General features: G+C 72.8%; 24 protein-coding genes and 1 pseudogene. 17 read left to right on the forward strand and 8 right to left on the reverse strand.

Annotated elements, in window-relative coordinates; genetic code table 11:
* Both ACSNN7_RS23845 and ACSNN7_RS23850 read left to right on the forward strand, forming a co-directional pair.
* Positions 1–647: pseudogene (locus ACSNN7_RS23845) on the forward strand (geranylgeranyl reductase); the annotation flags it as partial.
* Positions 648–693: 46 nt separating this feature from the next.
* Positions 694–1,464 carry an isoprenyl transferase gene (locus tag ACSNN7_RS23850; RefSeq protein ID WP_436683167.1) on the forward strand — a complete coding sequence of 257 codons (771 nt, stop codon included), beginning with the start codon at positions 694–696 and terminating at the stop codon, positions 1,462–1,464.
* Positions 1,465–1,510: 46 nt separating this feature from the next.
* Here the strand turns inward: ACSNN7_RS23850 and otsB are convergent, their stop codons facing one another.
* The 3 genes from otsB to ACSNN7_RS23865 form a co-directional block, all read right to left on the reverse strand.
* The gene (gene otsB / locus ACSNN7_RS23855; RefSeq protein WP_436683168.1) at positions 1,511–2,338 is read right to left on the reverse strand and encodes a trehalose-phosphatase; all 828 of its coding nucleotides are present in this window, start codon (positions 2,336–2,338) and stop codon (positions 1,511–1,513) included.
* 91 nt (positions 2,339–2,429) lie between these two features.
* Positions 2,430–2,783 carry a hypothetical protein gene (locus ACSNN7_RS23860; protein WP_436683169.1) on the reverse strand — a complete coding sequence of 118 codons (354 nt, stop codon included), beginning with the start codon at positions 2,781–2,783 and terminating at the stop codon, positions 2,430–2,432.
* Positions 2,784–2,945: 162 nt separating this feature from the next.
* On the reverse strand, positions 2,946–3,386 hold the full coding sequence (locus ACSNN7_RS23865) for a helix-turn-helix domain-containing protein (protein ID WP_436683170.1): 441 nt from the start codon (positions 3,384–3,386) through the stop codon (positions 2,946–2,948).
* Positions 3,387–3,650: 264 nt separating this feature from the next.
* Between ACSNN7_RS23865 and ACSNN7_RS23870 the strand changes: the two genes are divergently transcribed.
* From ACSNN7_RS23870 to ACSNN7_RS23895, 6 genes are all read left to right on the forward strand, one after another.
* Positions 3,651–3,995: a hypothetical protein gene (locus ACSNN7_RS23870; RefSeq protein WP_334451573.1), complete on the forward strand. Its 345-nt coding sequence runs from the start codon at positions 3,651–3,653 to the stop codon at positions 3,993–3,995.
* A 31-nt stretch (positions 3,996–4,026) separates the two neighbouring features.
* Positions 4,027–4,380, forward strand: a complete 354-nt coding sequence (locus ACSNN7_RS23875) for a hypothetical protein (RefSeq protein ID WP_436683171.1) — start codon at positions 4,027–4,029, stop codon at positions 4,378–4,380.
* Positions 4,381–4,729: 349 nt separating this feature from the next.
* On the forward strand, positions 4,730–6,145 hold the full coding sequence (locus tag ACSNN7_RS23880; RefSeq protein ID WP_436683172.1) for a PhoH family protein: 1,416 nt from the start codon (positions 4,730–4,732) through the stop codon (positions 6,143–6,145).
* A 285-nt stretch (positions 6,146–6,430) separates the two neighbouring features.
* Positions 6,431–7,120, forward strand: coding sequence for a lytic transglycosylase domain-containing protein (locus tag ACSNN7_RS23885; RefSeq protein ID WP_436683173.1), 690 nt, complete (start codon positions 6,431–6,433; stop codon positions 7,118–7,120).
* Between the two features lie 115 nt (positions 7,121–7,235).
* Positions 7,236–7,889 carry a rhomboid family intramembrane serine protease gene (locus ACSNN7_RS23890; protein ID WP_436683174.1) on the forward strand — a complete coding sequence of 218 codons (654 nt, stop codon included), beginning with the start codon at positions 7,236–7,238 and terminating at the stop codon, positions 7,887–7,889.
* Between the two features lie 109 nt (positions 7,890–7,998).
* Positions 7,999–8,967 carry an NAD(P)/FAD-dependent oxidoreductase gene (locus ACSNN7_RS23895; RefSeq protein ID WP_436683175.1) on the forward strand — a complete coding sequence of 323 codons (969 nt, stop codon included), beginning with the start codon at positions 7,999–8,001 and terminating at the stop codon, positions 8,965–8,967.
* Positions 8,968–9,033: 66 nt separating this feature from the next.
* On the opposite strand, the gene ACSNN7_RS23900 is transcribed toward ACSNN7_RS23895, so the two are convergent.
* Entirely contained in the window at positions 9,034–9,723 is a 690-nt protein-coding gene (locus tag ACSNN7_RS23900; protein WP_436683176.1) for a TetR/AcrR family transcriptional regulator, read from the reverse strand.
* A gap of 141 nt (positions 9,724–9,864) precedes the next feature.
* Here ACSNN7_RS23900 and ACSNN7_RS23905 point away from each other — a divergent pair, with 141 nt between their 5' ends.
* Positions 9,865–10,782, forward strand: a complete 918-nt coding sequence (locus tag ACSNN7_RS23905; protein ID WP_436683177.1) for an NAD-dependent epimerase/dehydratase family protein — start codon at positions 9,865–9,867, stop codon at positions 10,780–10,782.
* 8 nt (positions 10,783–10,790) lie between these two features.
* On the opposite strand, the gene ACSNN7_RS23910 is transcribed toward ACSNN7_RS23905, so the two are convergent.
* A complete protein-coding gene (locus ACSNN7_RS23910; protein WP_436683178.1) occupies positions 10,791–11,783 on the reverse strand; it encodes a DMT family transporter in 993 nt (330 codons plus the stop codon).
* On the reverse strand, positions 11,780–12,814 hold the full coding sequence (gene glpX / locus ACSNN7_RS23915; RefSeq protein ID WP_334451586.1) for a class II fructose-bisphosphatase: 1,035 nt from the start codon (positions 12,812–12,814) through the stop codon (positions 11,780–11,782). Before glpX ends, ACSNN7_RS23910 begins: the two co-directional genes overlap by 4 nt.
* Before the next feature lie 158 nt (positions 12,815–12,972).
* Here glpX and ACSNN7_RS23920 point away from each other — a divergent pair, with 158 nt between their 5' ends.
* The 6 genes from ACSNN7_RS23920 to ACSNN7_RS23945 all read left to right on the forward strand — a co-directional run bounded on the left by ACSNN7_RS23920 (position 12,973) and on the right by ACSNN7_RS23945 (position 18,320).
* Complete coding sequence (locus tag ACSNN7_RS23920; protein ID WP_436683179.1) at positions 12,973–13,782, forward strand: DUF4245 family protein; 810 nt, start codon at positions 12,973–12,975, stop codon at positions 13,780–13,782.
* A gap of 255 nt (positions 13,783–14,037) precedes the next feature.
* Positions 14,038–14,379 (forward strand): hypothetical protein, encoded by a 342-nt coding sequence (locus ACSNN7_RS23925; RefSeq protein WP_436683180.1) that lies wholly within the window; start codon positions 14,038–14,040, stop codon positions 14,377–14,379.
* A gap of 114 nt (positions 14,380–14,493) precedes the next feature.
* On the forward strand, positions 14,494–15,237 hold the full coding sequence (locus ACSNN7_RS23930) for an ABC transporter ATP-binding protein (protein ID WP_436683181.1): 744 nt from the start codon (positions 14,494–14,496) through the stop codon (positions 15,235–15,237).
* Positions 15,234–16,514: a hypothetical protein gene (locus ACSNN7_RS23935; RefSeq protein ID WP_436683182.1), complete on the forward strand. Its 1,281-nt coding sequence runs from the start codon at positions 15,234–15,236 to the stop codon at positions 16,512–16,514. Before ACSNN7_RS23930 ends, ACSNN7_RS23935 begins: the two co-directional genes overlap by 4 nt.
* 19 nt (positions 16,515–16,533) lie before the next feature.
* A complete protein-coding gene (locus ACSNN7_RS23940; protein ID WP_436683183.1) occupies positions 16,534–17,208 on the forward strand; it encodes a hypothetical protein in 675 nt (224 codons plus the stop codon).
* 266 nt (positions 17,209–17,474) lie between these two features.
* Entirely contained in the window at positions 17,475–18,320 is an 846-nt protein-coding gene (locus ACSNN7_RS23945; RefSeq protein ID WP_436683184.1) for a hypothetical protein, read from the forward strand.
* Positions 18,321–18,399: 79 nt separating this feature from the next.
* Here the strand turns inward: ACSNN7_RS23945 and ACSNN7_RS23950 are convergent, their stop codons facing one another.
* Both ACSNN7_RS23950 and xseA read right to left on the reverse strand, forming a co-directional pair.
* Entirely contained in the window at positions 18,400–18,612 is a 213-nt protein-coding gene (locus tag ACSNN7_RS23950; protein ID WP_436683185.1) for an exodeoxyribonuclease VII small subunit, read from the reverse strand.
* Positions 18,613–18,634: 22 nt separating this feature from the next.
* Positions 18,635–19,849 (reverse strand): exodeoxyribonuclease VII large subunit, encoded by a 1,215-nt coding sequence (xseA, locus tag ACSNN7_RS23955; RefSeq protein ID WP_436683186.1) that lies wholly within the window; start codon positions 19,847–19,849, stop codon positions 18,635–18,637.
* A 210-nt stretch (positions 19,850–20,059) separates the two neighbouring features.
* Here xseA and ACSNN7_RS23960 point away from each other — a divergent pair, with 210 nt between their 5' ends.
* Together ACSNN7_RS23960 and ACSNN7_RS23965 are read left to right on the forward strand one after the other, a co-directional pair.
* On the forward strand, positions 20,060–21,046 hold the full coding sequence (locus ACSNN7_RS23960) for a 4-hydroxy-3-methylbut-2-enyl diphosphate reductase (protein ID WP_436683187.1): 987 nt from the start codon (positions 20,060–20,062) through the stop codon (positions 21,044–21,046).
* A 38-nt stretch (positions 21,047–21,084) separates the two neighbouring features.
* The gene (locus ACSNN7_RS23965) at positions 21,085–21,534 is read left to right on the forward strand and encodes a hypothetical protein (protein WP_436683188.1); all 450 of its coding nucleotides are present in this window, start codon (positions 21,085–21,087) and stop codon (positions 21,532–21,534) included.
* The last annotated feature ends 17 nt before the right edge of the window (positions 21,535–21,551 follow it).

Below are 21,551 nucleotides of genomic sequence, written 5' to 3' on the forward strand. Positions count from 1 at the left end.
CGGACCGGCACCTCGCGCTCGCCATCCGGGGGTACGCCCCGGCGCTGCCCGGCCCGCCCGAACAGCTCATCGTCACCTCGGCGCCGCGCTGGCCGGCGTACGCCTGGTCCTTCCCGATCGGTGACGGGCGGGCGAACGTCGGGTACGGGGAGGTGCTGCGGGGCGAGCCGCTGAGCCGGGCGCACCTGCTGGACCGGCTCGCCGCGCTGCTCCCGGCGACCGACCCGGCCACCGTGACCGCGCTGCGCGCCCACCACCTGCCGCTGTCGACGCACCGGCCGTCGCCCGGCCGGGGCCGGGTGGTGCTGGCCGGCGACGCGCTCTCCCTGATCAACCCGTTCACCGGCGAGGGGATCTTCTACGCGCTGCTCTCCGGGGCCCTGGCGGGCGCGGGCGCCGCGGCGGCGCCGGAGCGGGCGGCCGACCGGTACGCCGGGGCGCTGCGCCGGCGGCTCGGCACGCACCTGCGGCACAGCTCGGTCGCCGCCTGGCTGGGCCGGCACCGGCGGGTGGTCGACGCCGCCGTCCGGGCGGCCCGCCGTGACGACCGGGTCTACCGCAACGTCGTCGAGTTGGGGCTCGGTGACGGCCGGCTGGACGCCCGCACCCTGGCCATGATCGGCATCGGTCTCTCGGCGCGTACTTAACCTCCGAGGTCACGATCGGCCGGGCGGGTCGCTACCCTGCTAGGTGATGACTCTGCGGAACCTCCTCTACTCCGTGTACGAGCGCCGGCTGACGGCGTCGCTCGCCGGCAAACCGGTGCCCCGGCACGTCGGTGTGATGTGCGACGGCAACCGCAGGTGGGCGCGGGAGATGGGCTTCGTCGACCCCAACGACGGGCACCGGATGGGCGCCGAGCGGATCAAGGAGTTGCTGCGCTGGTGTGACGCCGCCGGTGTGGGTCACGTCACACTTTGGCTGCTCTCCACCGACAACCTCTCCCGGCCGGCGGAGGAACTGGATCCGCTGCTCCAGATCATCGAGGACCTGACCACGGAGCTGGCCGAGGAGGGCAACCCCTGGCGGCTGCGGATGGTCGGCGCGCTCGACGTGCTGCCGGCGCAACACGCGCAGGCCCTCAAGGCCGCCGAGGAACGCACCCGGGACCGCACCGGCGGTGCCCAGGTCAACATCGCCGTCGGGTACGGCGGTCGGCGCGAGATCGCCGACGCGGTGCGCTCGCTGCTGCTGGAGCACGCCGCCACCGGCGGCACCATCGAGGAGCTGGCCGGCGCGCTGGACGTGGACCACATCTCCGAGCACCTCTACACCAGGGGCCTGCCGGACCCGGATCTGATCATCCGGACCAGCGGTGAGCAGCGCCTCTCGGGCTTCATGCTCTGGCAGTCGGCCCACTCGGAGTTCTACTTCTGCGAACTCAACTGGCCCGACTTCCGCCGCGTCGACTTCCTCCGCGCGCTGCGCTCCTACGCCACCCGGCAGCGCCGCTTCGGCGTCTGACGCCCGTCCCGTCCCGTCACCGCGGCGGCGGGACGGTGGCGGCCGGTCAGGCCGTCAGGTGGGGCAGGGCCCGGGTGAGGAAGTCGCCGAGCGCGGCGGGGGAGTCGAGGGTGAGGTCGGCGGCGTCGGCCACCTCGTGACCGGTCTCCGGGTTGGCCACGGCGACGCAGACGCCGAGGAAGTCCGGGTCGGCGGCGGCCCGGGCCCGCAGCGCGGCGAAGGCCTTGATGTCGGAGACGTCGTCGCCGAAGTACCAGGCGCCGTCGGCGTCCCGCACGATCTCGCCGATGACCAGGCCCTTGTCCTGGTCGACGGGCGGCTTGAGCTCCAGCACCATCCGGCCGGCCTGCACCTTGAGGCCCAGCCGCTCGGCCTGCGCCCGGCCCCACTGCTCGATCTGCGGCCCCAGGCCCGGCGCGGTACGCCAGTGCAGGGCGACGCTCAACCGCTTGAACTCGACCAGCGCGCCGGCCGGCAGCTCGGCCCGGGCCAGGTCGGCCAGCTCGGCCATGGTCGGCACCCAGGGCAGCGCGGCCGGCTCGGTGACGGTCTCGCCCCCGGAGTGGCTGTGCTCCAGGCCGTACAGGCCGTAGAGGTCGACGCCGGCGAGGCCGCCGAGGTGGTCGCGGAGGAACTCGACCGGGCGCGCGGAGACGATCGCCACCCGCTGCACCACCGGGGCGAGCGCCTCCAGCGCGGCGAGCACCTTGGGCGCGGGCTGCACGGCGGTGGGGTCGTCGTCGACCGGCGCCAGGGTGCCGTCGAAGTCGAAGAAGAGCACGGTGTGGGCCGCCCGCGCGGCGGTGGCACGCCAGGCGTGGTCGGCGTCCAACGGGGTCTTCGGCTGCTGGTTGCCCAGATTCAACGGCGGCACGCGCGACAGCGTACCCCGGCGGCGGCGGCTCATTCGTGGCCGTGAGATGACGCCTGCACACCGCCTCCGGTCGGCGATTTCCCCGTGGTCGTCAGCGTTCGGCGGCTCCCCGGCGGGTGCGCCCGAACGGGACCACCGAGGCCTCCTGGCCGTGCTTGAGCAGGTAGCCCTCGACGAACCCGGTGTTCCGGTCGCCGGCCTGCGCCTCGATCTCGTTCAGCCGGGCGACCAGGAACTCGGTCAGTGCGCTGACCCGGTCGTTGAGCCGCTCGTGCAGCTCGGCGACCACCGCCAGCACCACCGCGGTGCCCGCGGTGGTGAGCGCGAAGAGGTTGACGAACAGCGGCATCTGCTCGCCCTCGACCGCGCCTACCGCGACGTTTGCGGTCACGAACGATGTCAGCGACACCACCGCGACCACGACTCCCCACCATTTCAGGGTCATGGACAGACCCCTCCTTCTGTCCCGCAGGGCTGGGTTCGGCCTTGTCCCGTCCCCCCGCCGACGACGAGCCCAAGCAGTACGAATACGGACGCTAGCGCGCCCGTTCCTGCCCCGTAGGGAAACGAAGAGGTCTGACCAGGCGTTCTTTCGCCATCTGAGGAACTAGCCGGCCCGTTCGTCTCGTTTTCGGTCATCGACCGGCAGAGTCGGGCGATAAGCGAGATAACGAATGGTTTCCCGAATGTGGAACTTCTCCGCTTCCGAGACGGCGGGGTCGACCAGCCGGCGCAGCAGCGCCTCCACGTCCGGATCCATCTCCGGTGGCGGCGCCGCGTTGCGCGGAGTGCCGGCCCGGTCCCAGCCCAGTGCGGCGAAGGCGGTGGCCGGGTTGAGGCCGAGCCCCTCGCAGAAGGCGACCACCCGCTCGACCTCCGGGTCGCTGGCCCAGTCGCCGCGAACCCAGCGGTTGATGGTCTGCCGGGAGACGCCGGTGCGACGGGAGACCTCGGTGCCGGTCCAGGCCCGCATCGCGCGGGCGTCGTCGAGGGCCCGACGGACGAAGCTGGCGAAGGCGATCTTCCGGGCGGGGGCGGTCTCGGTCACCCCGTGACCGTACGGCGGGACGGCCGTGGCGGGGAGCCCGCCCGTACGGGTGTCACGCGGACGGGACGGCTGTATTCGGGCGCGGGTAAACGATCCAGAGGCCTTTCCGAGGGGTGTCACCTGGGCAGAATAGGAGGACTTAGGTGCGGCGGTAACCGGACGAAAAGCTGATACTGTCACGTTCATGGGACAATCTACGGTGTGTCACGTGCTTGAGACGATCAGTGCTCACATGCGTCACGCCCCCTGCGCGAGGGGGGTGCGGTGACCGAACTCGCGACCCGCGCCCAGGCCTTCGGCCTGATCGCGGAGGGGGTGGCCGCGGGACTGAGCGCGCCGTGGCGCCTCTACCTCGCCCGAGGTTGCCGCTACCTGTCACTGAGCGTGGGGGACCGGGAGGAGTGGAACGCCTGGCGTACCCACCTCGGGTGCCCGGAGCTGAGCGTCCGGGTCTACGACGCCGGCGGCGAGATCCGCCGCTCCTCGGTCGCCGAGGTCGTCCTGGACGGCTGCCGGATCAGCGTCGAGCTGGTCGAGGAGGTCAGCACCGACGACCTGGACCGGCTCCTGGTGGTCGACCCCACCACGATCGAGCCGGAGGACCGGTGACCGGGCCGGCGCGGCGCGGCGGAGCCGCCGGATGAGCCCCTTTCTCGCGGTCTTCCTCGTCCTCGTCCTCGGTGCCACCAGTTACGCGGCGGGCCGGCTGCACGGGCAGCTCAGCTACCGGATCGGCTACCGCTTCGGCTACCGGCAGGGCTACTTCGACGGCGACCGGGGGGCGTGGAACCGGCGGCGCCGGGACGCCCAGGCCGCCATCGCCACGGCCCTGGCCGGGCCGGTGGACGGGCCGCCGGTGGTGACCAGCGCGACGGTCACCAGCACCACGGTCGCCCGCCAGGGCACCACCTACACCGGCTCCTCGTTCACCGCCCCGGTCGCGCCGGTCACCGGCCGGCATCCGACCGGGACCCTCGTCCGGCGGCAGGGCTGAACACGGCCCACGCCGGCAATGACCCGGTGCGCCGTCCGCGGCGGGCGCGCACCGTCGGGGCCACGTCAGACCGGTGACGCTGGTCCCACCGGCCGGGATGCGCGCAGGGGGCATGCATCCCGGCCGGTCCGCCGCCCGTTCACGCCCCGGTCGAGGGAGATCCATCTTCACCTCTAGCCGAGGTGCCCCGGCGCCGCTAGCGTCTAGGCATGGCACGGGGTTTTCCCGGGTCAGCCGGTCCGCCCGGAACTGCGACCTCGCGCACGGGGTTCCGCATCCGACCCCGTGTCCCCGGGCACCGGAGGAGGCGGAACGCGGGTGGCGGGTGCCCATCCGTCGGAGCAGGCCTGTGACGACTCGCCGTACGACCGCCGGTGCCGACCAGACCCCGGCCGCGACTGCCACGACCCGCCGAGCCACCCGGAGCCGCCGTACGACGGCCGCCGCCCCGGCCGGCACCGAGGAGCCCCGACCAGCCGGCCAGGCGTTCGTCCTGGACACGTCGGTGCTCCTGTCCGATCCGGCGGCATTCCACCGCTTCGCCGAGCACGAGGTGGTCCTGCCCCTGGTGGTCATCTCCGAGCTGGAGGGCAAGCGCCACCACCCCGAGCTGGGCTGGTTCGCCCGGCAGTCCCTGCGCATGCTCGACGAGCTGCGCGTCCGGCACGGGCGGCTGGACCGCCCGGTGCCCGCCAACGACGCGGGCGGCACGCTGCGGGTGGAGCTGAACCACTCCGACGACGGCGTGTTGCCGCCGGGCTTCCGCAACGAGTCCAACGACGCCCGGATCCTCTCCGTGGCGTTGAACCTCGCCGCCGAGGGCCGGGAGGTGACCCTGGTCAGCAAGGACATGCCGCTGCGGGTCAAGGCCGCCTCGGTCGGGCTGCGGGCCGACGAGTACCGGCACGGCCAGGCCAGCGATCCCACCTGGACCGGCATGGCGGAGCTGGAGCTGGGCGAGGAGCAGATCGGCCGCCTCTACGCCGGTGAGACGCTCGACGTGGACGCCGCGGCGGGCCTGCCCTGCCACACCGGCCTGGTGCTGCACTCGGCCCGCGGCTCCGCGCTGGGCCGGGTGCTGCCGGACAAGACGGTCCGGCTGGTGCGGGGCGACCGGGAGGCGTTCGGCCTGCACGGCCGCTCGGCGGAGCAGCGCGTCGCGCTGGACCTGCTGCTGGACGAGTCGATCGGCATCGTCTCGATGGGCGGGCGGGCCGGCACCGGCAAGTCCGCGCTGGCGCTCTGCGCCGGGCTGGAGGCGGTGATGGAACGCCGCCGGCACAAGAAGGTGATCGTCTTCCGCCCGCTCTACGCCGTCGGCGGCCAGGAGCTGGGCTACCTCCCCGGCTCGGAGTCGGAGAAGATGTCGCCCTGGGCGCAGGCGGTCTTCGACACCCTCGGCGCGGTGGTGCACGAGAACGTCCTGGAGGAGGTCACCTCCCGGGGGATCCTGGAGGTCCTCCCGCTGACCCACATCCGGGGCCGGAGCCTGCACGACGCCTTCGTCATCGTCGACGAGGCGCAGTCGCTGGAGCGTGGCGTGCTGCTCACCGTGCTGTCCCGGATCGGCCAGGGGTCCCGGGTGGTGCTCACCCACGACGTCGCGCAGCGGGACAACCTGCGGGTGGGCCGGCACGACGGCGTCACGGCGGTGATCGAGGCGCTGAAGGGTCATCCACTCTTCGCGCACGTCACGCTGAGCCGTTCGGAGCGGTCGCCGATCGCGGCGATGGTGACTGATCTGCTGGAGGACATCCCGCAGTAGCCGCTCGGCGTGCCCGCTACGCCCCTTTTCGTCCGCATTCAGTTTGTGGCGCAGATCACAAATGGGCTCCTTGGTTTCCCATCAGTCTCACTGTGCGCGATGGTGTCCAACGAGCGCCCGCGCCCCGGCAAGATCGTCGAGCATCGTTCGTCCCACCCCCGGACGAGCCCCGGCGAGGGTCGGTGCGTCGGTTACGACCGGCTCCGGTCGGGGCGCTCGCGGCACGACCGCGTCCGGAGACGGCCGGCCTGCGCCGCGTCCTTGCCCCCGACGAAGGGACACTTCGTGAGTCGGCTTTGGAGCCGGTTCGGCGCCCGTACGGCTGCTGTCGCACTGCTCTCCGTGGGCGTTGCCGGCGGCTTCTACCTGGGCGAAGACCGAGAGACCCAGCAACAGGGCCTGACCGCGCAGGTCGGCCGCCAGGTCGACCAGGTCGAGTACGACTACCAGCGCGAGCGGCAGGCCGACCACCAGCGGAGCTCCGCCAAGCAGCGGGCCGCCGAGTACCAGGCGAAGCTGCGGGCCGCCGCGGCCGCCAAGGAGGCCGCCGAGCGGGCCCGCGAGGCCGAGGCCGCCGCAGCGTCCCGGAAGAAGGCGCGGGAGGCCGCGGCCAAGGAGGCCGAGGCCAAGGCCAAGCCGTTCACCGGCCCGATCCCGGCGTCCTGCAACGAGTTCAGCGGCAACCGGGAGGTCGGCTGCGCGCTGCTGCTCGACGCCGGCTTCGGGATCGACCAGATGCCGTGCCTGGACAAGCTCTGGACCAAGGAGAGCGGCTGGAACCACAAGGCCAGCAACCCTTCCTCCGGCGCGTACGGCATCCCGCAGGCGCTGCCGGGCAGCAAGATGGGCTCGGTCGCCGACGACTGGCGGACCAACCCGGCCACCCAGATCAAGTGGGGCCTCGGCTACATCGAGGGCCGCTACGGCGACCCCTGCGGCGCCTGGGCGCACAGCCAGCGCGTCGGCTGGTACTGATCATCGTGTCCGAGGGCGGGGCGGGTGGGCGACCACCCGCCCCGCCCTCGCCGCGTTCCGGCCCGGCGCGCCGCCGAGGTGGCGGTCGGCCCCGATTGCTGATAGCCATGTTCAGGTGACCCTGCACCCGACGGGCGGCGACCCGACCCGGTTCGGCACCGACGCGTTCTACGCCGCCCTCGGCCGGGCCTTCGTCGCCATGTGCGCGGTGGTGCCGTTCCTCTTCCTCATCGAGGCGGTCGACCAGGGGCTCGACTTCGGCCTCGACGTGGCCGCCGGGATCATCCCGCACCGCATCCAGGGCCTCGACGGGGTCTTCTTCTCGCCGTTCCTGCACCACGGCTTCGAACACCTCTACAGCAACAGCATCCCGCTGATCCTGCTCGGCACCTTCGTGCTCGCCGCCGGGACCCGGCGTTTCCTCTGGTCCACCCTGATCATCGTGCTGGTCAGCGGGCTCGGCGTCTGGTTCACCGGCGCGCCCAACTCGGTGGTCGTCGGCGCCAGCGGGGTGATCTTCGGCTATCTCGGCATCCTGCTCACCCGGGGCCTGGTGGAGCGCAGCTGGTGGAACCTGGCGGTGGTGCTGCTGGTCGGCCTGCTCTACGGCTGGCAGCTGCTCGGCATCCTCCCCACCGACGAGCGCATCTCCTGGCAGGGGCACCTGTTCGGGCTGCTCGGCGGGGTGGTCGCGGCGATCCTGTTCCGGCGCCGCCGGCCGGAGGCGGGCGGGCCGTACCACTCGGAGTCGACCCTGACGATGCCCTGACCCGCCGCGGGGCCGCCGAAGATCGGGACATGCTTGCCCGGCCGGGGCGACGGGCCTACCGTCGGCATCAGCACGCGTTGATCCGCCAGCGGAAAGCGACGGTACGCCCATGCGCGAGGTCGATGTCGCGGTGATCGGGGCCGGCCCGACGGGCCTCTTCGCCGCGTACTACGCCGGGTTCCGGGGGCTCTCCGTGGCGGTGCTCGACGCGCTGCCCGAGCCGGGCGGGCAGATCACCGCGATGTACCCGGAGAAGCTGATCCTCGACGTCGCGGGTTTCCCCGCCGTCAAAGGACGGGACCTGGTGGCGAACCTGGTCGCCCAGGCCGCGCCGTTCCACCCGGAGTACCTGCTCGGCACCCGCGCCGAGAAGCTCGCCCACGTCGACGGCCGGCCGGTGCTCGGGCTCGCCGGCGGTGAGCAGCTGGGCTGCGGGGCGGTGGTGATCACCGGCGGGCTGGGCAGCTTCACCCCGCGTCCGCTGCCGGCGGCGGAGAGCTTCGTCGGCGGCGGGATCGTCTACTTCGTACCCGAGCCGGCCGCGCTGGCCGACCGGGACGTGCTGATCGTCGGTGGCGGGGACTCCGCGTTCGACTGGGCGCTGACCCTGCAACCGCTGGCCCGATCGGTGACGCTGGTGCACCGGCGGGAGAAGTTCCGGGCGCACGCGTCCACCGTCTCCCGGGTGCTGGCCCTGCCGGTCCGGGTGATCGTCAACGCCGAGCTGACCAGGCTGCACGGGGACACGACGGTGACCGCCGCCGAGATCACCGTGCGCGGCGGCGACGCGGAGACGCTGCCGGTCGACACGGTGGTCGCCGCGCTGGGCTTCACCGCCGACCTCGGCCCGCTCGCCGAGTGGGGGCTGCGGCTGGACCGCCGGCACATCGTGGTGGACAGCGCGATGGCGACCAACCTGCCCCGCGTCTTCGCCGCCGGGGACATCACCGAGTACCCGGGCAAGGTGCGCCTGATCGCCACCGGCTTCGGCGAGGCGGCCACCGCGGTCAACAACGCCGCCGTCGCCATCGACCCGAGCGCCCACCTCTTCCCGGGCCACTCCTCCGACGTCGGCTGACCGGACCGGCCGGCGGAGCGGTCGGCGCAGGCGGCCAGCGGCGCAGGCGGTCAGCAGGGCAGGCGGTCAGCGGGGCAGGCCGATGAAATCGGCCATCAGCCCGGTCTGGTGGTCGAAGTACTCGTCCCGGTGCGGGACCGCCCGGTCGAGCCGGCCGAACAGCTCGAAGTTGATCAGTCCGAAGAGCTGCGTCCAGCCGGCCATGCCCCTGGCGAGCAGCGACTCCGGCAGGCCGGGGAAGAGCCCGGCGCCGATCTCGGCCAGGTCGGCGCGGACCGGTTCGGGCAGCTCGTCGGCGGGGGCGGCCAGCCGCCCGTCGGCCAGCCCGTCGCGCAGGATGCCGACCAGGGTCACCGGAGGGCGCTGGGCCGGCAGGACGGTGTCGTCGGGGGCGGCGTACCCGGGCACCGGGCTGCCGTAGAGCAGCGCGTACTCGGCGGGGTGGGCGAGCGCCCAGTCCCGGGCGGCCCGGCACGCCGCGTGCCAGCGCCCGCGCAGGTCCTGTCGGTCGGCACCGGCGTCGGCGGACTCCACTGCGTCGCCGAGCGCGTCGTACGCCTCCAGGATCAGCGCGGTGAGCAGCTCGTCGCGGCTCGGGAAGTAGCGGTAGATGGCGGAGGAGACCATGCCCATGTCCCGGGCCACCGCTCGCAGCGAGAGGTTGGCGCCGTCGGTGGCGAGGTGGCGGCGGGCCACCGCCTTGATCTCATCGAGCATCTCGGCCCGGACCCGGGCGCGGATCGAGGAAGCGGGCATGCGACCACTCTGCCATGGATCGGAGCGGCAATCAAAATAGAGAGCACTGCTCTTGACGAGGCGCGGATCGGTCGGTCATGCTGGTGGCGGCAAGTGAGAGCAGTGCTCTCGATTCGTATCCCCGCTTCGAAAGGCGTTCCCATGTCGCTGCACGTGATCGTCGGCTCCGGGCCGGTCGGCACCGCCACCGCCCGCCTCCTCGCCGAGCGCGGTGAGGGCGTCCGGGTGGTGACCCGTCGGGGCGCCGGGCCAGCGCACCCCGCCGTCGAGCGGGTCGCCGCCGACGCCGCCGACACCAACCGGCTCACCGCACTGACCGAGGGCGCGGACGCGCTGTACAACTGCGCGAACCCGGCGTACCACCGCTGGGCGACCGACTGGCCGCCGCTGGCCGGCGCGCTGCTCACCGCCGCCGAGCGGACCGGCGCGGTCCTCGCCACCGTGGGCAACCTCTACGGGTACGGGCCGGTCGACGGCCCGATGACCGAGCAGACCCCGCTCGCGGCCACCGGCACCAAGGGCCGGGTACGCAACCGGATGTGGACCGACGCGCTCGCCGCGCACCGGGCCGGGCGGGTCCGGGTCACCGAGGTACGCGGCTCCGACTACCTCGGTGCCGACGGCACGTCCCTGGCGATGCTGGTGCTGCCCCGGGTGCTCGCCGGGCAGCGGGTCTTCCTCCCGGTCGACTGGGACGCCCCGCACACCTGGACGTACATCCCCGACGTCGCCCGTACCCTCGTCGCCGCCGCCACCGACCCGCGGGCCTGGGGCCGGGCCTGGCACGTGCCCAGCGCGCCCGCCGTCGGCATGCGAGAGCTGGCCACCCGGGCGGCGGCGCTGGTCGCCGCGCCCGCGCCGAAGCTGACCCGGATGCCCTACCCGGTCCTCTGGCTCGGCGGCCTGGCCAACCCGTTCGCCCGGGAACTGCGCGAGACCGCCTACCAGTTCGACCGGCCGTTCCGGATGGACTCCACCGCCGCCACCGCCACCCTCGGCGTCGAGCCGACCCCGCTGGACCGGGCGATCGAGGAGACCGTGGCGGCCCTGCCCCGCTGACCCGGGAATCAGCCGCCGGCCCGCCCCGGCCTCGGCCGGGGCGCCGGACCGAGCGCGGCGACCAGCACGGCCACCATGGTCAGCGCGGCGCCCGCCAGGGTCGCCGGCCCCGGGTGCGAGGCCGCGGTCGGCAGGACCAGGTCCAGCAGTACGGCACCGACGATCTGCCCGGCGATGGTGGCGAGCCCGAGCAACAGCACCCCGGTGAAACGGACGATGGCCGCCGCGATCGCGATGAACACGATGCCGATCGGCCCGCCCAGGTAGAGCCACGGCTCGTCCGGCAGGGTGCCGGCCGGCCGGCCACGGATCGCGCCGTCGACGGCGAGGGTGAGGAGCAGGGCGACGGTGCCGACGGTGAAGTTGACCAGCGTGGCCGCCAGGGCGCTGCCCGAGGCGACCCGGACCCGGCCGTTGACCGCCTGCTGCCAGGCGATGCCGACCCCGGCGAGCAGCGGAAGCAGGGCCAGCACCAGGGCACCCGGGTCGCCGAGCCGGTCACCGACCGCCAGCAGGACGGCCAGCACGGTCAGCGCCGCACCGGCCAGCCGGGCCGGCGTCACCGGCTGCCGGCCGGCCGGGCCGACCCCGGCCCGGTCCACCGCGAGGCTGCTCGCCGACTGCCCGGCGACCACCGCCACGGTGAACACGGCGACCCCGAGCGTGCCGATGGTCAGCCCCTGGGTGGCCACCAGGAACGCGCCGCACAGGCCGCCCAGACACTGCCACGGGCGCAGCGAGCCGTCGCGCAGCGCGGCGCGCAGGTCGCGCAGCCCCCGCCGCCCACCCGGGGTGGCGGGGACCAGCACCAGCAGCACCAGCAGGCCCAGCCCGAACGAGACCACCGCCGCGGCGATCCCGTCGGCCAGGCGTACGCCCAGCTCGCCGTTGATCCGGGACTGCACGGCCACGGCGACCCCCGAGGCGGTCGCCAGCCCGGTCGCGGCGATCCGCCGGGATGCCGGGACGGTCGGACGGACCGCCGTCCCGGTCGCGGTCACTCCTGCTCGGCCAGCGGCCGGCCGTCGAAGTCGACCGCCGAGTACAGGGCGAGCTTCTCCAGCCGGTGGTACGAGTCGATCACCCGGATCGTGCCGCTCTTGGAGCGCATCACGATCGACTGGGTGTACGCGCCGCCGGCCCGGTAGCGCACGCCGCGCAGCAGGTCGCCGGAGGTGACGCCGGTGGCCACGAAGAAGCAGTTGTCCCCGGTGACCAGGTCGTCGGTGCTGAGCACCCGGTCCAGGTCGTGCCCGGCGGCGAGCGCCTTCTCCCGCTCCTCGGCGTCGCGCGGCCAGAGCTTGGCCTGCATCGCCCCGCCCATGCACTTCAGCGCGCAGGCCGAGATGATGCCCTCGGGAGTGCCGCCGATGCCCATCAGCACGTCGACGTCGGACTCGCCCCGGGCGGCCGCGATCGAGCCGGCGATGTCACCGTCGGAGATGAACCGGATGCCCGCCCCGGTCCGCCGGATCTGCTTGACCAGGTCGTCGTGGCGGGACCGGTCCAGCACGCAGACCGTCACCTCGGAGACGTCGGTGCCCTTGACCTTCGCGATCCGGCGCAGGTTGTCGGCCACCCCGGCGTTGATGTCCACCACGTCGGCGTACATCGGACCCACCGCGAGCTTCTCCATGTAGAAGACGGCGCTCGGGTCGAACATCGCGCCGCGCTCGGAGACCGCGAGCACCGCCAGCGCGTTCGGCATGCCCTTGCTCATCAGCGTGGTGCCGTCGACCGGGTCCACCGCGACGTCCACCTCGGGCCCGGTGCCGTCACCGACCTCTTCGCCGTTGAAGAGCATCGGCGCGTTGTCCTTCTCGCCCTCGCCGATCACCACGACCCCGCGCATCGGGATCGAGTTGATCAGCTTGCGCATCGCGTCGACGGCTGCCCCGTCGCCGCCCTCCTTGTCGCCCCGGCCGACCCACCGGCCGGCGGCCATCGCCGCGGCCTCGGTGACCCGGACCAGATCGAGGGCAAGGTTGCGGTCGAGATCCTGGGGGATCCGCGTCCTGGTGTGCGTCGTCATGACGGCTTCCTCCTCGCGACGTTGCGGGGTGGGACCGGCAGGGTGCTGCGCTCGCCACTGCCAGCTTTGTCGCTGATCCTCACACGATGACAGGTCCGGTGCCGGGGCGGGGCGGTGGTGCGCGGGATCGGTCACCCGCAGGCTGCGAGAATGGACCGGTGGACCCCGCACAGCCTGCCGACCGCGTACCCGCCGACCAGACCCCGCCCGACGGCCAGCCGCCGGTGACCCCGACCGGGGCGACCGACGCGGCGGCCGGGTCCGGCCCGTCGACCGGCCCGGCCGGCACCGGTGCGGCGTCGGCCGAGGCGGCGCTGGTGGAGACCCCGGCCGGCGGGGGTGCCGGCGCGGGCGAACCGGCGCTGGTCGAGCCAGCCCGCGACGCCGCGGTGGTGGACGCCGACGTGCCGCCGGCGCGGCCCGTGGCCGGTGGACGCCCCGCGCCAGGGGAAAAGAAGGCCCGCTCCGAGCGGTCGCCGAAGGACATGGCGCTCTCGCTGCTGGTGCTGCTCGTCCCGATCGCACTGCTGATCGCCTTCTACCGCGGCTTCCTCGGCGGCGAGCAGCCGACCGTGATCGACCCCGCGCCGGCCTACGAGCAGGCCCGCTCGGCGAACGCCTTCCCGGTCAGCGAGCCGGTCGGGCTGGGCTCCGGCTGGCGTACGGTCAACGCCAACTACCGCACGGTCGAGGGTGGCGCCAACCTCCGGATCGGCTACCTCACCCCGGAGGGGCGGGGCGTCCAGCTGCTGCAGAGCAACGTACCGGCGGAGCGGCTGCTGCCTGCCGAGCTGACCGCCGAGGGGCAGCCGCAGGGCCCCACCGACCTGGGCGGACGCACCTGGCAGCGGTACACCAGCCGGGGCAACGACCAGGCGCTGGTGCTGCTCGAGCCGAACCGCACGATCGTCGTCGTCGGCGACGCCCGGGACAACGAGCTGCGGCAGCTCGCCGGCTCGTTGCGGTAAGCGCGGTAGGTGCCCACTGCCGCCCGTCACTTATGGCCGGACCGGCGCGACGACCTGAAAGGCCCGTATCGGCAGGCTGAACGCGTACGCCTTCGCGACCCCCTGCACGCCTTCGACGGGGCACACAGATATTGGCGTTGGTGATAGCGTTCCATCCCAGCAGCACTGAAGAGCCCGGTCGCCAACATCGTTTTCGGGGGACGCTCCGGGCGGGCGGCAGGTGCTTCAGCGCGTCCAATTCACGGGAGGATCGCTTTGTCCGAACGGAAGAGTGTAGCGCACAAAATTGCGCAGGCCGGGGTCGTGGTTGCCCTGGCCGGCGCCGCCGGGGTCGTCCTCGTGGGACCCGCATCGGCCGCGAGCACGGGCAACAAGGTGCACAACTGCTACGGAATCTACTTCACGAGAGACTGGAACCAGGACTGCGCCAGCCCGGGTGCCGCGTACGAAGGCTATTACAAGTCGACCGCGGACTGCACCGCGCCGCAAATTCCCGACAAGTCGATGACGAAGTACCGTTTCAAGGGTGACACCACCAGCCACGACGGTTCAGACTGCCAGTACGGGATCCACAGCGTCAACACCGTGTTCTGGTGAGCCGGTGAACTGAATTTCACGCCGTCGGCACACGGGGCCGGAATCGTCTCTCGACGATTCCGGCCATCCGGCTCGAATGCAACCGCGGTGGCCTGCACTGATGAAAGGTGAACCTTGCTCGTCGGCAAGCAACTCAGCCAAGGTTACGGACGCCACACGGTGTTTCGTGGCCTCGACATCGACGTCCGCCCAGGGGTCACCGGACTGCTGGGGCCCAATGGAGCCGGCAAGACCACCCTGCTGCGGACTCTCGCCACGGTACAGCCGCCTCGCGACGGACGCCTGACGATCGACGGGCGCGAGGTGCGGTCGGAGGCCGAGGCCAGGACGGCCCGGCGCCAGATCGGCTTTCTTCCGCAGCGGTTCGGGTTCGAGCCCGGCATGCGCGTCCGGGATTTCGTGCGCTATGGCGCCTGGCTTCGGGGCCTGCCGCCGGACGGTTGGGCGCCGGCCGCGACGACGGCGCTGGGCCATGTCGGGCTCACCGACGAGGCCGCGAAGAAGATGGGTCGGCTCTCGGGCGGCATGCGGCAACGGGCAGCGATCGCCTGGGCCATCGTGGGTCAGCCACGCGTCGTGCTGCTCGACGAACCCACCGTCGGCCTGGATCCTCAGCAGCGGCTGAGGTTCCGCGACATCATCGCGGGCCTGACTGACACCACAGTGCTGCTCAGCACCCATCTCATCGACGACGTGGACGCCATCTGCGACCGGGTCGTGGTCATGCATGCCGGGGAGATCCGCTTCGCCGGCCCCACCGACGAACTCAAGGCGTTGGACGACTCGTCCATGCCGGGTCACACGCCGCTGGAACGGGCGTACATGAGCCTGCTGCCGGTCGAGGAGCGGGACCGATGAGCCCGCTGTGGCTGCATCTGCGGTCCAGCACCGCCAGATGGGCCCTCGTCCCCCTCGCCGTCCTGGGCGTCGCCGTCCTCTTCGGCCGTAGCAGGTTCTGGATCGGAATCTGGCCCGAGTCCGGAGCGGCGGCCCAGGTGAGCGCCTTCTTCCTGAGCATCTTCGCAGCCGGCGTCGCCGCCTGGATCGCCGCCTCGGTCGAAGTGCGCGGGCTGCACGAACAGGCCGCCTCCGCCGCGATCAGGCCGCTGACCATCGAGCTGACTCGATTTGCCGCAGCGCTGCTGTGGTTGCTGCTGCCCTACCTGGCCGTGGCGGCCGCCGCCTTCGTGGCAACCGCCGTCGAGTCGTTCCCGCCCGGTGTCGGATCCTTCTTCCGGTACATCCTGCTCGGTGCCGTGGCAGTTGTGTTCGCAACGGCCTGGGGCTGGCTGGTCGGCCGACTGCTGGCACCGTTGATCGCTGCCGTCTGCGCCGCGCTCAGTTGGTTCATCGCGGTATCCCTGCTCGGTGACGTCGCCGACGCCGCGTTGGTGTCCGGACCGCCGTGGATGGAACTCCGCCTCGGACCCATCGGGTTGCGGCTGGCTGCCGTCCTCGTCCTGGCAGTGGCGGTGTGCGCCCTGCCCTGGCGCAGCGGTCGACGAGGGGTCTTCCGGCAACGCGTCGTGGTGGCACTGGCGGCACTGGTCGGCGTCGTCGTCGCCCATCTGACGACCACGGTGGTCACCCACCGCGCTCCCGTCGCGAAGCCGCTCTGCGTGCAGGGAAAGATCGAATACTGCCTCTGGCCCGAGCACGCGAAGTACGTGCCGCTGGTCGAGGACCTGGACCGGCGGCTGGCCGCACTTCCCGTCCAGCTCCCGCTGCCCGAGCGGGTGGTGGACTACTCGCTGTCCGGATCCCAGCGATGGATCGACGAGTACTCCTCGGTCCAGCTCCCCGGCACGTTCGCTCCCGAGTTCGACATCTCGGAAGGGAGTCGGTGGGCCCTGGCGCGCGGGGTGGCCTCGGCCATCGTGAGCAGCGTGTTCGCCGAGTGCGACCGGGACGCACGGCCGGATCCGGAGCGCCGCCGGGACCGGCTCTTCGCCTGGCTCGAGTGGCGGCTGGCCGGTGGCGGCACGCCGGACTACACGACCGACGCGCCGGGCAACCTGCAAGCTGCGTGGGCCGTCGGTCATCGGACCGCCGGCGGCGAGTCCGAGCCGGAGCAGGCCGCGTGGGTGTCCGGCCTGATCGCCGAGACGAAGGAACGCTACTGCCGTGCCGGGTGAGCCCGGACCACGTCTGCGGGTGGTCGGAACCTACCTCCTGGTCCGCAAGTGGCGTTGGCTGTTGACCGTGATGGTGCTGATCGGAGTCGTCGTCGGCGGGTGGGGGGCGTTCGAGGCGCCCACCCCGGCCGCCACGGACACCGGAGGCGCCACGGTCGAGTTCTGGCGGCTGCTTGCCGTCGCCTCCGCCTCGCTGCCCGTCCTCACCCTGGCCAGTCCGATGGAGGCGCTGGAAGCCGCCGGTGGAACCGCCTACCACCGGTTGCGGAGCATGGTGCTCGGTGCTGCGTTCGCATGCTCGAGCGGCTGCATCCTCACGGCGGCAGCGGTCGGCGTCGACCCGGCGGTGACCCCGTTGATCGTCCGGGCCTTGCTGGCGTGGTTCGGCCTGGCACTGGTCTCAGGGCGGGTGCTCGGCTGGAACTACTCGTGGATCCTGCCCTGGGGGGCCCTGAGCGTGCTGCTCTACTGGGGGCACAGCAGCAGCACCCGGGACTACCGTTGGTGGGAATTCAGCGCCCAACCGGCGGGGCATCTGCCGAGCTGGCTGCTCGCCGGCGGACTCTTCGCAGCGGGCGTCGCGGCGTACGCCCTGTCACCCTGGCGGCTGCACCGCCTCACGAGCAGCAGCGCGGCATCGCCGGCGGACGACACCGCCGCGTTCAGCACCGACACCGACAAAGCTGCTCACTGATCGGCCGGGTGAGCGTGTCGGACCTGGGCGCCGGCGCCGCAGCCCCTGCCGTTCACCGCCCCGTTTCGACCGGCAGGTTCCGCTGAGGCGAACTCACCGTGCGGATGTCGGGATTGCCGAACGCGGCGGCAGGGAACAGAAGGTAGCGCGACCTCGCCGGCTCGTTCCGTCGGCCGGACGGGACTCGTGCGGCGGGGCAGGTGCAAGGCCTCGCCGCCACGCTTCCGGCGCCCCAGCGGGCCGGACGACCCACTTGAGAGGTTCACGTGACCATTCGGCGCTTCAGCGCGGCGGTCTTCGCCGCGACGCTCCTCACCCCCGGCCTGGCCGCCTGTAACAGCACCGGGACCGGTGAGGCGGGGGCCTCCGCGTCCCCCACGGTCTCCGGCAGCGCCGCACCGGGCGCCTCCGGCGCGGTAAACGGCGACGCCAAGCAGGCCCTGCTCAACTCCACGAACGAGATCAGGAACGGCAACTTCCGATTCACCATGTCCGGCGCCGGTTCGAGCGCCGAGGGGCAGGTGCACGAGCCGAGCCAGAGCGCCGAGATGCGCGTGCTGATCGGTGACGCGTCCTCGGACCTGTCGATGAAGCTCGACCTGATCCACGCCAAGCCGGACAGCTGGGTGAAGCTGGAGCTGGGCGGCAAGTCCGCCGGTAGCATCCCCGGCGCGCAGAAGCTCAACCTCGGCAAGTACCAGCACCTCGACCAGACCCGGATCAAGGGCAACAAGGCGCTGGGCTTCGACTTCGAGAAGATCGACCCGGCGGGCAGCGAGGTGCTGACCCAGGGCATCACCGAGGTCCGGCAGACCGGCCAGGGCACCTACGCCGGCACGCTCGACGTGTCGAAGGCGGCCGAGGCCGGCTCGGTCGACCAGTCCGTGGTGACCGCGCTCGGCCAGCAGGCCAAGTCGGTGCCGTTCACCGCCAAGCTGGACCCGCAGGGCCGGCTCAGCGAGATGGTGGTCCAGATCCCCGCCGCCGGCCAGAACGCCGCGCAGGACATCAAGGTCACCTACTCGGACTACGGCAACGCCGCCGCCGCGCAGAAGCCGCCGGCCGCCCAGGTCGTCGAGGCGCCCCAGGAGTTCTACAACCTGTTCAACTGAGCCTTCGGCTTGAGTGGCGGGGCGGCTGTCGGCCGTCCCGCCACTGCTGTCCGCCGCCCCGCAACGGCGGGGCTGGGCGTCAGGACTCGGCGGCCTGCCGGGCGGCGTCGATCCGGGCCCGGGCGCCGTCCAGCCACCGCTGGCAGACCGCGGCCAGCTTCTCGCCGCGCTCCCAGAGCGCCAGTGACTCTTCCAGCGAGGTGCCGCCGGCCTCCAGCTTCTCCACCACCTGGGCCAGCTCGGCGCGGGCCTGCTCGTAGCTGAGCCGCTCGTCCTTGGTCTCGTCCGTCATCGCACCCATCCCACCACACTCCTCAGCCGTCGACGGTCGCGGTCAGCTCGCCGTCGGCGAGGCGTACCCGCAGCGGATCGCCCTTGGCCACCTCGTCGGCGGCCCGCACGACGTGGCCGTCGGCGCGCTGGACGATCGCGTACCCGCGGTCGAGGGTGGCCGCGGGGGAGAGGGCGCGCAGCCGGGCCAGGGTGTGCCGCAGGTCGTCCGCGGCGGCCCCGAGGCGGTGGTCCAGGCAGCGGCCCGTCCGGTCGCGCAGCGCGGTCACCTCGGCGGCCCGCTGGTCGACCATCACCTGCGGGCGGGCCAGCACCGGGCGGGAGCGGAGCAGGTCGAGCCGGTGCGACTCGCGGTCGACCAGGTTGCGGACCGCGCGCTCCAGCCGGGACCGGGCCTGGCCGATGAGGCGGACCTCCTCGGTGAGGTCGGGCACCACCCGCTTGGCCGCGTCGGTCGGCGTGGAGGCGCGGACGTCGGCGACGTAGTCGACCAGTGGTGCGTCCGTCTCGTGGCCGATCGCGCTGACCACCGGCGTACGGCAGGCGAAGACCGCCCGGCACAGCGCCTCGTCGGAGAAGGGCAGCAGGTCCTCGATGCCGCCGCCGCCCCGGGCCAGGACGATCACGTCGATGCTCGGGTCGGCGTCGAGCACCTTCAGCGCGTCGACGATCTGGGGCACCGCGCTCGGCCCCTGCACCGCCACGTTGACCGTGCGGAACTCCACCGCCGGCCAGCGCCGCCGGGCGTTGGTGAGCACGTCCCGCTCGGCCGCCGAGGCGCGGCCGGTGATCAGGCCGACCCGGCCGGGCAGGAACGGCAGCCGGCGCTTGCGGGCCCGGTCGAAGAGCCCCTCCGCGGCGAGCAGCTTCTTGAGCTTCTCCAGCCGGGCCAGCAGCTCGCCGAGCCCCACCTGGCGGATCTCGTCGGCGCGCAGGCTCAGCGTGCCCCGCGCCGCGTAGAACTCCGGCTTGGCGTGCAGCACCACCCGGGCGCCCTCGCGCAGCTCCGGCGCGCCGGTGTCGAGGACGTCCCGGTTGGTGGTGACGGTCAGGCTGAGGTCGGCCGACGGGTCGCGCAGGGTGAGGAAGACGGTGCTGGCGCCGGGGCGGCGGCTGATCTGCGCCACCTGCCCGTCGACCCAGACCCAGCCGAGGCGGGCGATCCAGGCGCCGACCTTCTGGCTGACCACCCGGACCGGCCAGGGCTCCTCCGGGGTGCTGCGCGGGGCGTCGGTCACCCGCCCACCCTACGGTCAGCCCCCGACGACCTGCGCAGCCCCGACGGCGCGTGCCGCTCGCCCGGGGCGGGCGGTGAGCAGGCGCGGCCCCTGCCCGGTGACCGGTGGCGCTGCGCGCGCCGGTTTCCGCCCGTTCCGCCGGTCGGCGACCGGGCTGTGGTGGGGGTCGCAGCCGCTGCCGCCCCGGGAGCCGACACGTACGATGGTCGGGTGACCCAGGCTGAGACGACCCCCCGGACCGGCAAGCGCGTGCTCCTGGCCAAGCCCCGCGGCTACTGCGCGGGTGTCGACCGGGCGGTGCAGACCGTCGAGGAGGCGCTCAAGCTCTACGGCGCCCCGATCTACGTGCGCAAGCAGATCGTGCACAACAAGCACGTGGTGCAGACCCTGGAGGCCAAGGGCGCGATCTTCGTCGAGGAGAACGAGGAGGTGCCCGAGGGCGCCACCGTCATCTTCTCCGCCCACGGCGTCGCCCCGGAGGTCTACGAGCAGGCCAGGGCGCGCTCGCTGAAGGCGATCGACGCGACCTGCCCGCTGGTGACCAAGGTGCACCAGGAGGCGAAGCGCTTCGCCGCCGAGGACTACGACATCCTGCTGATCGGTCACGAGGGGCACGAGGAGGTCGTCGGCACCGCCGGCGAGGCTCCGGCGCACATCCAGCTGGTCGACGGCCCCGACGGCGTCGACAAGGTCACCGTGCGGGACCCGAACAAGGTCGTCTGGCTCTCCCAGACCACCCTCTCGGTCGACGAGACGCTGGAGACCGTGGCCCGGCTCAAGCAGCGCCTGCCGCTGCTCCAGTCGCCGCCCAGCGACGACATCTGCTACGCCACCTCCAACCGGCAGCACGTGGTGAAGGAGATCGCCCCGGAGTGCGACGTGGTGATCGTCGTGGGCTCCCGTAACTCCTCCAACTCGGTGCGCCTGGTCGAGGTCGCCCTGGACGCCGGCGCCCGCGCCGGGCACCTGGTCGACTTCGCGCACGAGATCGACGACGCCTGGCTGACCGGCGCCGGCACCGTCGGCGTGACCTCCGGCGCGAGCGTCCCGGACGAGCTGGTGCAGGACGTGCTGACCCACCTCGCCGAGCGGGGCTTCACCGACGTCGAGGAGATCACCACCGCCAACGAGCGGTTGACCTTCTCGCTGCCGCAGGAGCTCAAGCGCGACATGAAGGCCGCCGCCGCCCGCGGCTGACCGGGAACGGATCCCCGGCCGACCACGTCGAAGTGGGTATGAAGACTCCTCGGATGGCCCTCGCCGCCCTGGTCGTCTGCGCGGCGCTGAGCGCCTGCGGTGGCCAGGCCGGCGACGACCGTACGGGCACCGCCAGCCCCTCGGAAGGATCGCCGGTGACCAGCTCGCCCAGCAGCGACCCCACGCAACCGGGCGACCCGACCGCCGTCCCGCCGACCGCTGTCCCGCCGACCGTGCCGCCGACGAAGCGGCCCCCGGCCGGCCCCAGCCTGCCACCCGGCCCCGGCGCCAACACGATCACCGGCACCGTCGAGGCCGGCGTGGAGCCCGGCTGCCTGCTGGTCGGCGGCTACCAGCTCATCGGTGGCCCGCGCGACGTCCTCGCCGTCGGCGCCAAGGTCACCGTCACCGGCCAGGCCAAGCCCGACATGATGACCACCTGCCAACAGGGCACCCCCTTCGTGGTCGAGTCCGCCCGCCGCTCCTAACCCCCCCGGCTTCTCCC

The organism is Micromonospora sp. URMC 105 (assembly GCF_051386295.1).
Lineage (GTDB): Bacteria > Actinomycetota > Actinomycetes > Mycobacteriales > Micromonosporaceae > Micromonospora.